The sequence below is a fragment of the Streptomyces chryseus genome (assembly GCF_014650755.1).
GTDB classification, from domain to species: Bacteria; Actinomycetota; Actinomycetes; order Streptomycetales; family Streptomycetaceae; genus Streptomyces; species Streptomyces chryseus.
This window is the reverse complement of sequence record NZ_BMVO01000001.1, coordinates 884,671-897,249: the sequence shown is the minus strand read 5'-3', so window position 1 is coordinate 897,249 and position 12,579 is coordinate 884,671. Positions and strand designations below refer to the sequence as shown.

The following is a 12,579-nucleotide window of genomic DNA, read 5'->3' as shown; positions in this document are numbered from 1 at the left end:
CCGTGAGCCAGCTCCCCCCGCACGATGACAGCGACACTCCCGACGCCTTCGAAGAGATCGTCGAGGCCGAGACCGGCCGCGACCCCGACCTGGCGGTGATCGAGGCAGGCAGCCGCACGCTGCGCACCCAGGGCGCCCCGCGCCAGGGTGACGACGCCGCCGGACGCCCGCAGGACCCGGAGGTGGACAAGGCGCTGCGTGCCGTCGAGCAGGAGCTCCTGGGCCGCTGGCCGGAGACCAAGCTGGACCCGTCGCTGGTCCGGATGGCGGCGCTGATGGACGTCCTGGGCGAGCCCCAGCGCGCGTACCCCTCGGTCCACATCACCGGCACCAACGGCAAGACCAGCACCGCCCGCATGATCGAGGCACTGTTCGGCGCCTTCGAGCTGCGTACCGGGCGGTACACCAGCCCCCACGTGCAGTCGATCACCGAGCGCATCAGCCTGGACGGCTCCCCGATCGAACCCGAGCGCTTCATCGAGACGTACCGGGACATCGAGCCGTACGTCGAGATGACCGACGGCATGCAGGAGCACCGCCTGTCGTTCTTCGAGACGCTGACGGGCATGGCGTACGCCGCGTTCGCCGACGCGCCGGTGGACGTGGCGGTCGTCGAGGTCGGCATGGGCGGCAGCTGGGACGCCACGAACGTGATCGACGCGTCCGTCGCCGTCATCACGCCCATCGACCTGGACCACACCGACCGCCTCGGCGCCACGCCCGGCGAGATCGCGGTCGAGAAGTCCGGGATCATCAAGCAGGGCGCCACGGTCGTCCTGGCCCAGCAGCCGGTCGACGCGGCCCAGGTGATGCTGAAGAAGGCCGTCGAGGTCGACGCCACGGTGGCCCGCGAGGGCATGGAGTTCGGCGTCGTCTCCCGCGAGATCGCGGTCGGCGGCCAGCTGGTCACCCTGCGCGGACTCGGCGGCGAGTACGAAGAGGTCTTCCTGCCGCTGCACGGCGCGCACCAGGCGCACAACGCGGCGGTGGCCCTGGCGGCCGTCGAGGCGTTCTTCGGCATCGGCGCCGAGCACGCGCGCACGCTGGACATCGACACGGTCCGCAAGGCCTTCGCCTCGGTCACCTCGCCGGGCCGCCTGGAGGTCGTACGCCGCAGCCCGACCGTCGTGCTGGACGCGGCGCACAACCCGGCGGGCGCGCGGGCGGCGGCCGAGGCCGTCACGGAGGCGTTCAGCTTCAGCCGCCTGATCGGCGTCGTCGGCACGAGCGGCGACAAGGACGTGCGCGGTGTGCTCGAAGCCTTCGAGCCGGTCTTCGCCGAGGTCGTCGTCACCCGTAACTCCACGCCGCGCGCGATGGACGTCGACGAGCTGGCCGCGATCGCCGTCGAGGTCTTCGGCGACGACCGCGTCCAGGTCGAGCCGCGCCTCGACGACGCGCTGGAGGCCGCCATCACGCTCGCCGAGGAAGAGGGCGAGTTCGCCGGCGGCGGCGTTCTGGTGACCGGTTCCGTGATCACGGTCGGCGAAGCCCGACTGCTCCTGGGGAGGGGCTGAATCCTGTGCGTATGCTCTGCGCGTCCACGCTGATCAGCGAGTTCTTCGTGGTGGCCTTCGCCGGCCTCGTCGCGATGAAGTCCGACGACCTGTCGGTGACGGCGGTCTGGACGGTCTGCGGCGTCGCGATGCTGCTGTCCGTCGTGCTGTGCGGCATGCTCGGCCGGCCGGGCGGGGTGCAGCTCGGCTGGGCGCTCCAGATCGGCCTGATCGTGAGCGGCTTCGTCGTCCCGGCGATGTTCTTCCTCGGCGTGGTCTTCGCGGGCCTGTGGTGGGCGTCGATCCACTACGGCCGCAAGATCGACGAGGCCAAGGCGCGGTGGGCCGCGCAGGCGGAGGCCGACGAGGCCGGGGCCCCGGCCTCGTAGGGGCCGCCGCCACCAGTGCCGGGTGCGGCCCCCGCCGCGTGCCCTTGTAGCCTCAGGGCATCGCATCCGCTATGCCCTGCAAGGAGCCCCGTACATGTCTCAGCGCACTCTCGTCCTTCTCAAGCCGGACGCGGTCCGACGTGGGCTGATCGGCGAGGTCGTCGGCCGCATCGAGCGCAAGGCCGGCTGGAAGATCACCGCGCTGGAGATGCGCGCGCTCGACCACGAGACGCTGGAGCAGCACTACGGCGAGCACAAGGGCCGCCCCTTCTACGAGCCGCTGGTCGAGTTCATGTCGTCCGGCCCCGTCGTCGCGCTGGTCGTCGAGGGCGAGCGCGTCATCGAGGGTGTACGCCAGTTGGCGGGTCCCACTGACCCGATCGCGGCGGCTCCTGGCTCCATCCGTGGGGATTTCGGCACCATCGTCCGGGAGAACCTCATCCACGCCTCGGACTCCGAAGGGTCCGCGGAGCGGGAACTGAAGCTTTTCTTCCCCGGTCTTTCCTGACGCGGCATCAGCCAAACAGAGGTCATGGCCTGGGGCGACCGAAGTAATTCGGCCGCCCCCCGGCATATGCGGGAAGATGTGGGGAACGGATCCCCCCGACACGACGTCACCATGACTGGGACGGGTACGTGTTCCGCTCACAATGGCGAAGGACCCTCGCGCCGCTTCCGTGCAGGCGGCACTACGATGGAAACCTCCACGCCCGCACCACCCACTTCGTCGTCCTAAAAAGCCAACCGCTCCACTTGGGAAGGCCCGACGCATCCTCATGGGGAACAAGGGGAACTCAATGTCGTTCATCGGCCGTGACATGGCTGTCGACCTCGGGACCGCCAACACGCTGGTGTACGTCAGGGGCAAAGGGATCGTGCTCAACGAGCCCTCCGTCGTCGCCATCAACACCAACACCGGCGGGATCCTCGCCGTTGGTGCCGAGGCCAAGAAGATGATCGGCCGGACGCCGGGCAACATCGTTGCCGTCCGGCCGCTGAAGGACGGCGTCATCGCCGACTTCGAGATCACGGAGCGGATGCTCCGTTACTTCATCCTGAAGATCCACAAGCGGCGCTACCTGGCCCGCCCCCGTGTCGTCGTCTGCGTACCCTCCGGTATCACCGGGGTCGAGCGCCGCGCCGTCATCGAGGCGTCCACCCAGGCCGGCGCCCGCCAGGTGCACATCATCGAGGAGCCCATGGCCGCGGCCATCGGCTCGGGCCTGCCCGTCCACGAGGCCACCGGCAACATGGTGGTGGACATCGGTGGCGGCACCACCGAGGTCGCCGTCATCTCCCTCGGAGGAATCGTCACGGCACAGTCGATCCGGGTCGCCGGCGACGAGCTGGACAGCTCGATCATCCAGCACATCAAGAAGGAGTACTCCCTCCTGCTCGGCGAGCGCACCGCCGAACAGATCAAGATCACGATCGGCTCGGCGTTCGACCTGGAGAAGGACGAGCACACCGAGATCCGCGGCCGTGACCTCGTCTCCGGTCTGCCCAAGACCGTCGTCATCTCGGCGGCCGAGGTCCGCAAGGCCATCGAGGAGCCGGTCAACGCCATCGTCGACGCCGTGAAGACGACGCTCGACAAGTGCCCGCCCGAGCTCTCCGGCGACGTCATGGACCGCGGCATCGTCCTCACCGGCGGCGGCGCCCTGCTGCGCGGTCTCGACGAGCGCCTGCGCCGCGAGACCGGCATGCCGATCCACATCGCCGAGGACCCGCTCGACTCCGTCGCGCTCGGAGCGGGAAAGTGCGTCGAGGAGTTCGAAGCGCTCCAGCAGGTACTGGACGCCCAGCCCCGACGATGAGCCGCCCTGACGAATCCGCCGTACGAGGCCTTCCCTCTCGTGCGGCGGATCGTTGATATACAGACACCAGAATTCCGACGAGGAAGGCACGGCCGCCGCACGTGAGGGACACACGAGAGAGTCGGCTGCTCCTGGTGCTGCTGATCGCCATCGCATTCGCGTTGATCACGGTGGACATCCGTGGCGGCGAGGATTCGCCGGTCGACGGTGCCAGGCGGGCCGCCGCCACCGTCTTCGGACCGGTGGAGAACGGGGTCGCCGCAGCCGTCGACCCGATCGGCAACGCCGTGGGAGCCGTTCGGGACTCCGGTGAGCGGCACGACCGCCTCACCGTCCTCGAACGCGAGAACGCCGCACTCAAGCAGAAGCTCGGCAGCGACGACCGCAACCGCAGCGGCGTACGCCAGCTCGACAAGATGCTCAAGCGGGCCGGAGCCGGCCAGTACGGCATCAAGGGCGCCGAAGTCATCGCGATAGGAGCGGCCCAGGGCTTCTCCTGGACCGTCACCATCGACGCCGGCGGCAACGACGGCATCAAGCGCGACATGACGGTGCTCAACGGCGACGGACTCGTCGGCCGCGTCACCACCGTCGGCCCGGACACCGCGACCGTCCTGCTCGCCAACGACCCCGACTTCACCGTCGGCACCCGCCTGGAGAAGACCGACGAGCTCGGCTTCGCCACCGGCCAGGGCGACCGCCCGCTGCGCGTCCAGATGCTCAACGGCAAGGCCAAGGTCAAGGCGGGCGACCGGCTCGTCACCTTCGGATCACAGGCCGCGAAGCCGTTCGTCCCGGGCGTCCCGGTCGGACGGGTCGTCCGCGTCGATCCGGCGGGCGGCGACCTCACCCGTACCGTCTACGTCCGCCCGTACGTCGGCTTCACCAAGCTCGACATCGTCGGCGTGGTCGTCCAGGCGCCGCGCAAGGACCCGCGCGACACCGTCCTGCCGCCGAAGCCCGCGGGCCCCAGGCCCATCCCCACGGTCACCGTCACGGTCACGCCCTCGGGGCCGCCCGCCGACGGCACCGATCCCGCCGCCGGCACCGAGTAGGAGCTGAACCCCATGCGCTTCAACCGGATGCTGCTCTCCACCACCCTGGTGGTCGTCGCCCTCGTCGTCCAGGTCACCGTGCTCGCCAGGCTGCAACTGCCCGGGGCCGTACCCGACCTCATGCTCCTGACCGTCCTCGGCCTCGCCTTCGTGTACGGACCCATGAGCGGCGCCCTCATCGGGTTCGGCGCGGGCCTCCTCGCCGACTTCGCGCCGCCCGCCGACCACGCGGCCGGCCGCTACGCGCTGGTCCTGTGCGTCATCGGCTACCTCGCCGGACTCGCGAAGCCGGAGAACGGCCAGATCAGGTCCGCGACCGCCCCGATGGTCGCGGTCGTCGTCGCCGCCATCGGCTCCACCCTCCTGTACGCCGGAGTGGGCGCGCTGGTCGGTGACACGGCCGCCCGTCACGTGGGCATCGTGAACCTGCTGCTCACCTCCGCGCTGTACGACCTGCTGCTCGCCCCGTTCGTCGTGCCGGCCGTCATGGCCCTGGCCAGACGCGCTGAGAACGACCCGCTCGCCGACAGCCAGAGCGGCACCAACGGCGCCGACGTGGCCAGCGGCTGGCTCGCCTCCGGCACCGGACTGCGCATCGGCAGCCGGCGCGCGGGACTGAGGGTCAAGGCCGCCCGCTCCCGGGCGGCACGGGCAGGACGCATCAAGGGAGTCAAGCGGCTGTGACCACCGCCCGCACCACGGACTTCGAGGAGGGGACGGCGTGAGCAACATTCCCGAGACCGGGCGGACCCCCAGGGTCCAGATCCGGCTCATCATCATCCAGGTCCTCGTCTTCTCGCTGCTGCTCACGCTCGGCGGCCGCCTCTGGTACCTCCAGATCCGCAACGGCGACGAGTACACCGCCGAAGCGGCCGGCAACGGCGTGCAGCAGGTCGTCCAGCCCGCCGTCCGCGGCTCGATCCTCGACGCCCGCGGCGTGCCGCTCGCCGACAACGAGACCCGCCTCGTCGTCTCCGCCAGCCGCACCGAGCTGATGAAGATGAAGGACGACGGCAAGGGCGTACTGGCCCGCCTCGCCGGCGTACTCGGCCTGAAGCCGAAGGAAGTCGCCGACAAGGTCAGGCTCTGCGACTCCGAGACCCCGCAGCCCTGCTGGAACGGCTCGCCGTACCAGCCGATCCCCGTCACCGACGAGGCCACCACCAAGCAGGCCCTCCAGATCCGCGAGCGCGCCGAGGACTTCCCCGGCATCACCGCCGAACCGACGGCCGTGCGCCGCTACACCGCGCCGGGCAAGGCCAGGACCTCCCAGGTCCTCGGCTACCTCTCGCCCGTCACCGACGAGGAGATCGAGAAGGCCAAGGACGGCCCGTCGCCGTACCTGCGCTCCGACATGGTCGGACGCTCCGGTCTCGAGCGCACCTACGACAAGGAGCTGCGCGGCAAGGCCGGCGTCACCCGCTACGAGGTCGACAACCTCGGCCGCGTCATGGGCGAGGCGGAGAACGACCCGACGGTGCCCGGCTCCAACGTCGTCACGTCCCTCGACGCGCGCGTGCAGGCCGTCGCCGAGTACGAGCTCCACCAGGCGATGAAGACCGTGCGCAAGGAGACCGACAAGATCACCGGCCGCCCGTACGAGGCCGACTCGGGCGCCGTCGTCGTCATGGAGTCCAAGACCGGCCGCGTCATCTCGATGGCCTCCCAGCCCGACTACGACCCCAACGCCTGGGTCGGCGGCATCTCCGGCAAGGAGTACGCCAGGCTCACCGGCAAGAACTCCAACTACCCGCTGCTCAACCGCGCCATCCAGGGCCAGGCACCCGCCGGCTCCGTCTTCAAGGTGGTGTCGGCCAGCGCGGCCGTGCGCGGCGGCCACCCCTTCGACGGCCGCTACAACTGCAGCAGCTCCTACAGCATGGGCGGCCGCAGCTTCGCGAACTTCGAGTCCAAGGGGCACGGCCCCATCACCCTCGGCGACGCGCTCAAGTTCTCCTGCAACACCGTCTTCTACCGTCTCGGCCATGAGGAGTGGCAGCGTGACGGCGGAATAAAGCCCAAGAAGGGCGCTCACGACTGGTTCTACCGGACCGCCCGTGACTTCGGGTTCGGCGGCGAGACCGGAATCGACCTGCCGAACGAGGTCAAGGGCCGCATCCCCGACCGCCGGTGGAAGCAGGACTTCTGGAAGGCCAACAAGGACGCGTGGTGCAAGCAGGGCAAGAAGGGCGGCACCTACGTCGAGCAGATCGCCTACGAGAGCTGCCTCGAAGGCAACCAGCTGAAGGCCTTCGACAGCATCAACTTCGCCATCGGCCAGGGTGACGTCCTCATCACCCCCGTCCAACTGGCCACCGCCTACGCCGCCATCAGCAACGGCGGCACCCTCTTCAAGCCCACCGTCGGCAAGGCCGTGATCAGCCCCGACGGCAAGAGGATCGAGGAGATCGAGCCCCGGGCCGACGGCAAGCTGCCGGTCGACGCCGAGACCATCAGCGATCTCGACAAGGGCCTGCGCTCCGTCGTCGAGCCCGGCGGCACCGCCGCCTGGCGGTTCGGCGGCTGGCCGCAGGACAAGATCCCGATGCGCGCCAAGACCGGCACCGCCCAGGTCTACGGCAAGCAGACCACCTCGTGGTTCGCGACCTACACCGACGACTACACGATCGTCATGACGATCTCCCAGGGTGGTACGGGCTCCGGCGCCTCCGGCCCCGCCGTACGCAACATCTACGACGCCCTCTACGGCGTCAGTGACGACGGCGACATCAACCCGAAGAAGGCCCTGCTCCCCAAGCCGCAGAAAGACCTCCCGAAGATCAGCCGGGACGGCTCCATCGAAGCCCCGGAGATCAGGCCGTACGTACCCGAGAAGCCCAAGGACCCGGCTGCCGACCAGCAGATCGCAATCGGCAGGAGTGGCGACTGATGTCCGGCCCGCACGGTTTCTCCGTCCAGCGCTACGCCCCCGAGCGCGGCACCCTGGCCAAGCTCACCGCCCGCGACTCGGTGCTGCGCCGGCTCGACTGGCCGCTGCTCTGGTCGTCGCTCGCGCTGTCCGTCATCGGCGCGCTTCTCGTCTGGTCCGCGACCCGTACGCGCGACCAGCTCAACCAGGGCGACCCGGAGTACTTCCTCTGGCGCCACATCCTCAACACCGGCATCGGGCTGGCCCTGATGATCGGCACGATCTGGCTCGGCCACCGGACCCTGCGCGGCGCGGTGCCGGTGCTGTACGGGCTGTCGGTCGTGCTGGTCCTGCTCGTCCTCACGCCGCTCGGCGCGACCATCAACGGCGCCCACGCGTGGATCGTGATCGGCGGCGGGTTCTCCCTCCAGCCCTCCGAGTTCACCAAGATCACCATCATCCTGATCATGGCGGTGCTGCTCGCCGCCCGCGTCGACGCGGGCGACCAGGAACATCCCGACCACAGCACCGTCGTCAAGGCCCTGTGCCTCGCCGTCGTACCGATCGTCGTCATCATGCTGATGCCCGACCTCGGCTCCGTCATGGTCATAGCGGTGATCATCCTCGGGGTGCTGCTCACCTCCGGGGCCTCCAACCGCTGGGTCCTCGGCCTCATCGGCACCGGGGCCGTCGGCGCCGTCGTCGTCTGGCAGCTCGGCGTGCTCGACGAGTACCAGATCAACCGCTTCGCCGCGTTCGCCAACCCCGAACTCGACCCGGCGGGCGTCGGCTACAACACCAACCAGGCACGCATCGCCATCGGCTCCGGCGGCCTCACCGGCACCGGCCTGTTCAAGGGCAGCCAGACCACCGGACAGTTCGTACCCGAGCAGCAGACCGACTTCGTCTTCACCGTCGCCGGTGAGGAGCTCGGCTTCCTCGGCGCCGGCCTGATCCTGCTGCTGCTCGGCGTGGTGCTGTGGCGTGCCTGCCGCATCGCCCGCGAGACGACCGAGCTGTACGGCACGATCGTCGCCGGCGGCATCATCGCCTGGTTCGCCTTCCAGTCGTTCGAGAACATCGGGATGACCCTCGGCATCATGCCGGTGGCGGGACTGCCGCTGCCGTTCGTCTCGTACGGCGGATCGTCGATGTTCGCGGTGTGGGTCGCGATCGGACTGCTCCAGTCGATCAGGGTGCAGCGACCCATGTCGGCGTAAGGCGCTCACCCGGGGCCCACGTCCGGTCACTTCGGGTGATCGGACGTGGAAATCACGTGGGAGGGGAGTGAGCGCGGGGTGTGTTTGCGCTACGAGGGCTGACCTTCCGGCCTCCGAAGCACTAAATTTGGTGCATGGCGGACACCAAGCGCGAGATCGAGCGGAAGTACGAAGCCACCGACGAGACCCGGCTGCCCGACCTGACCAAGGTGCCCGGGGTGTCGTCCGTACGGGACGAGGGCGTCGCGGAACTCGACGCCGTCTACTACGACACTGCCGACCTGCGGCTCGCCGCGGACTCCCTCACCCTGCGCCGCCGCACCGGCGGCGCCGACGCCGGCTGGCACCTCAAACTCCCGGTCTCCCCGGGCGTACGCGACGAGATCGGGGCGCCACTCACCGACGGCCCGCCGCCCGGCCTGATCGCCCTGACCCGTTCGCGGACCCGCGCGGAGCCAATTCTTCCGGTCGTCCGGCTGCACAGCGTGCGCGACGTACGCCACCTCCTGGACGCCGGCGGCGAACCGCTCGCCGAAGTCAGCGTCGACACCGTCACCGCCCAACGGGTCGGCGTCACCGCCGACGGCGCCACCACCCGCTGGACCGAGGTCGAGGTCGAACTGTCCGACGGCGGCGACCCCGCCTTCCTCGACGCCGTCGACAAGCGGCTGCGCAAAGCCGGCCTGCGCGCCGCCACGTCCGAGTCCAAACTGGCCAGGGCGCTGGAGGACACCGCCCCGTCGTGGAAGAAGCCCCGGCGGGCCGAGCCGGGAGCGAGCACGGCCGGGACCGCGGGCGACCACGTCCTCGCGTACCTGCGCGAGCAGTACGCGGCACTGGTCGCGTACGACCCGGCCGTACGGCGCGACCTGCCCGACTCCGTCCACCAGATGCGCGTCGCCACCCGCCGCCTGCGCAGCACCCTGCGGACCTACCGCAAGGTCCTCGACCGGGCGGCCACCGACCCGGTCGCCGAGGAACTGAAGTGGCTCGCCCGGGAACTGGGCGCCGACCGCGACCAGGAGGTGCTGGACGACCGGCTCCACACCCGCGTCGACGACGTCCCCGAGACGCTGCTGCTCGGCCCGGTACGCGGACGACTGCGCATCTGGTCCGTGACCGGCCGCCAGAACGTACGCGCACAGACCCTCGCGGCACTCGACAGCCCGCGCTACCTGGACCTCCTCACCACCCTCGACGCCCTCCTCACCGACCCGCCACTGCGCGGGGCCGCGTCGAAACCGGCCGCCGAGGTCCTGCCCAAGGCGCTCCTCAAGGACTACGGCCGGCTCGCCCACCGCATGGAAACGGCGCTCACCCTGCCGCACGGACAGGAGCGGGACCGCGCGCTGCACAACGCGCGCAAGGCCGCCAAGCGCACCCGGTACGCCGCCGACGCCGCCCGGCCCGCCCTCGGGAAGCCCGCCAAGCGGTTCTCCAAGCGCATGAAGGCCGTGCAGTCCGTCCTGGGCACGCACCAGGACGGCGTCGTGATGCGCGAGACGCTGCGGACCCTGGCCGCCCGGGCCCACGCGGCGGGCGAGACGGCGTTCACCTGGGGCCTGCTGCACGGGCGGGAGGAAGCCGCCGCCGACGCCGGTGAGCAGGAGATCGCGCACCTCTGGAAGCGGGCCACGGCCGGGAAACTCCGGACGGATCTGGGCGGCTGATGCCCGGGGTACGCTTGATGGTCACCCCTGCCAGCTCATGAGAGACACACGATGCCTGTCGAGTCGGTCTTCCCACGCCTGGAAGCGCTTCTCCCGCACGTCCAGAAGCCGATCCAGTACGTCGGCGGCGAACTCAACTCCACCGTCAAGGACTGGGACGCCACGGACGTCAGGTGGGCGCTCATGTACCCCGACGCGTACGAGGTCGGGCTGCCCAACCAGGGCGTCATGATCCTTTACGAGGTGCTGAACGAGCGCGAGGGGGTCCTGGCCGAGCGCACGTACAGCGTGTGGCCCGACCTCGAAGCCCTCATGCGCGAGCACGACGTCCCGCAGTTCACGGTGGACGCGCACCGGCCCGTCAAGGCGTTCGACGTCTTCGGCCTGAGCTTCTCCACCGAGCTGGGCTACACCAACATGCTCACCGCCCTCGACCTCGCGGGCATCCCGCTGGAGTCCAGGGACCGCACGCTCGACGACCCGATCGTCCTCGCGGGCGGCCACGCCGCCTTCAACCCCGAGCCGATCGCGGACTTCATCGACTGCGCGGTCATCGGTGACGGCGAGCAGGCGGTGCTGGAGATCACCGAAATCGTCCGCGCCTGGAAGGCCGAAGGCCGGCCCGGCGGACGCGACGAGGTGCTCTTCCGGCTGAGCAAGACCGGTGGGGTGTACGTTCCGCGCTTCTACGACGTCGAGTACCTGCCCGACGGCCGCATCGCCCGCGTCGTACCCAACCGCTCCGGCGTGCCGTGGCGGGTGTCCAAGCACACCGTCATGGACCTCGACGAGTGGCCCTACCCGAAGCAGCCGCTGGTCCCGCTCGCCGAGACCGTCCACGAGCGGATGTCCGTCGAGATCTTCCGCGGCTGCACCCGCGGCTGCCGTTTCTGCCAGGCCGGCATGATCACGCGCCCCGTGCGGGAGCGAAGCATCACCGGCATCGGCGACATGGTGGAGAAGGGCCTCAAGGCGACCGGGTTCGAGGAGGTCGGTCTGCTGTCGCTGTCCTCGGCCGACCACACCGAGATCGCGGACGTCGCCAAGGGCCTCGCGGACCGGTACGAAGAGGACAAGATCGGCCTCTCGCTGCCGTCGACCCGCGTGGACGCGTTCAACATCGACCTCGCCAACGAGCTGACCAGGAACGGCCGCAGGTCCGGCCTGACCTTCGCCCCCGAGGGCGGTTCGGAGCGCATCCGCAAGGTCATCAACAAGATGGTCTCGGAAGAGGACCTCATTCGGACGGTCTCGACGGCGTACGGCAACGGCTGGCGTCAGGTGAAGCTGTACTTCATGTGCGGCCTGCCCACCGAGACCGACGAGGACGTCCTGCAGATCGGCGACATGGCCGTCAAGGTCATCGCCGAGGGCCGCAAGGTCTCCGGCCAGAACGACATCCGCTGCACCGTCTCCATCGGCGGTTTCGTGCCCAAGCCGCACACCCCGTTCCAGTGGGCGCCGCAGCTCTCCGCCGAGGAGACGGACGCCCGCCTGGAGAAGCTGCGCGACAAGATCCGCGGCGACAAGAAGTACGGCCGCTCCATCGGTTTCCGCTACCACGACGGCAAGCCCGGCATCGTCGAGGGCCTCCTCTCGCGCGGCGACCGGCGCATCGGCTCCGTCATCCGCGCGGTCTACGAGGGCGGCGGCCGCTTCGACGGCTGGCGCGAGTACTTCAGCTACGACCGCTGGATGCAGGCCGCGGCGAAGACGCTGCCCGACTTCGGCGTGGACGTCGACTGGTACACCACGCGTGAGCGCACGTACGAGGAGGTCCTGCCCTGGGACCACCTGGACTCCGGTCTCGACAAGGACTGGCTCTGGGAGGACTGGCAGGACTCGCTCGACGAGACCGAGGTCGAGGACTGCCGCTGGACGCCGTGCTTCGACTGCGGGGTGTGTCCTCAGATGGACACGCAGATCCAGATCGGGCCGACGGGCAAGAAGCTGCTGCCGCTGACGGTCGTCAAGTAGCGCGCCCAGCAGGGGAACACGAACGGCGAAGGCCCGGTCGGGGAAGCTCCCGGCCGGGCTTTGGCGTGGGAAGGGCCAAGATCGGG

The 12,579-nt window shown here is 69.8% G+C and carries 10 protein-coding genes; all 10 read left to right on the top strand.

All coding sequences use genetic code 11. The features are described from left to right. Positions 1–2 precede the first annotated feature (2 nt). On the top strand, positions 3–1,517 hold the full coding sequence (gene folC / locus IE185_RS04150; RefSeq protein ID WP_138894500.1) for a bifunctional tetrahydrofolate synthase/dihydrofolate synthase: 1,515 nt from the start codon (positions 3–5) through the stop codon (positions 1,515–1,517). Between the two features lie 5 nt (positions 1,518–1,522). Beyond that, positions 1,523–1,885 (top strand): DUF4233 domain-containing protein, encoded by a 363-nt coding sequence (locus IE185_RS04145; RefSeq protein WP_138894499.1) that lies wholly within the window; start codon positions 1,523–1,525, stop codon positions 1,883–1,885. A 94-nt stretch (positions 1,886–1,979) separates the two neighbouring features. Further along, positions 1,980–2,393, top strand: a complete 414-nt coding sequence (gene ndk / locus IE185_RS04140) for a nucleoside-diphosphate kinase (protein WP_138894498.1) — start codon at positions 1,980–1,982, stop codon at positions 2,391–2,393. Positions 2,394–2,682: 289 nt separating this feature from the next. Beyond that, on the top strand, positions 2,683–3,702 hold the full coding sequence (locus tag IE185_RS04135; RefSeq protein WP_028813452.1) for a rod shape-determining protein: 1,020 nt from the start codon (positions 2,683–2,685) through the stop codon (positions 3,700–3,702). Positions 3,703–3,803: 101 nt separating this feature from the next. Then, entirely contained in the window at positions 3,804–4,757 is a 954-nt protein-coding gene (mreC, locus tag IE185_RS04130; RefSeq protein WP_138894497.1) for a rod shape-determining protein MreC, read from the top strand. A 12-nt stretch (positions 4,758–4,769) separates the two neighbouring features. Next, positions 4,770–5,441: a rod shape-determining protein MreD gene (mreD, locus tag IE185_RS04125; RefSeq protein ID WP_138894496.1), complete on the top strand. Its 672-nt coding sequence runs from the start codon at positions 4,770–4,772 to the stop codon at positions 5,439–5,441. A gap of 37 nt (positions 5,442–5,478) precedes the next feature. Next, on the top strand, positions 5,479–7,647 hold the full coding sequence (gene mrdA / locus IE185_RS04120; protein ID WP_138894495.1) for a penicillin-binding protein 2: 2,169 nt from the start codon (positions 5,479–5,481) through the stop codon (positions 7,645–7,647). After that, entirely contained in the window at positions 7,647–8,846 is a 1,200-nt protein-coding gene (rodA, locus tag IE185_RS04115; RefSeq protein WP_138894494.1) for a rod shape-determining protein RodA, read from the top strand. The genes mrdA and rodA overlap by 1 nt, the downstream gene beginning before the upstream one ends. 134 nt (positions 8,847–8,980) lie before the next feature. Beyond that, positions 8,981–10,516, top strand: a complete 1,536-nt coding sequence (locus IE185_RS04110; RefSeq protein ID WP_138894493.1) for a CYTH and CHAD domain-containing protein — start codon at positions 8,981–8,983, stop codon at positions 10,514–10,516. Between the two features lie 51 nt (positions 10,517–10,567). Beyond that, entirely contained in the window at positions 10,568–12,493 is a 1,926-nt protein-coding gene (locus tag IE185_RS04105; RefSeq protein ID WP_138894492.1) for a TIGR03960 family B12-binding radical SAM protein, read from the top strand. The last annotated feature ends 86 nt before the right edge of the window (positions 12,494–12,579 follow it).

Bases quoted from the DNA above. Each gene is read 5' to 3' on its own strand.
- IE185_RS04110 (WP_138894493.1), top strand. From the start codon at position 8,981: ATGGCGGACACCAAGCGCGAGATCGAGCGGAAGTACGAAGCCACCGAC.
- rodA (WP_138894494.1), top strand. From the start codon at position 7,647: ATGTCCGGCCCGCACGGTTTCTCCGTCCAGCGCTACGCCCCCGAGCGC.
- IE185_RS04105 (WP_138894492.1), top strand. From the start codon at position 10,568: ATGCCTGTCGAGTCGGTCTTCCCACGCCTGGAAGCGCTTCTCCCGCAC.
- ndk (WP_138894498.1), top strand. From the start codon at position 1,980: ATGTCTCAGCGCACTCTCGTCCTTCTCAAGCCGGACGCGGTCCGACGT.
- mreD (WP_138894496.1), top strand. From the start codon at position 4,770: ATGCGCTTCAACCGGATGCTGCTCTCCACCACCCTGGTGGTCGTCGCC.
- IE185_RS04135 (WP_028813452.1), top strand. From the start codon at position 2,683: ATGTCGTTCATCGGCCGTGACATGGCTGTCGACCTCGGGACCGCCAAC.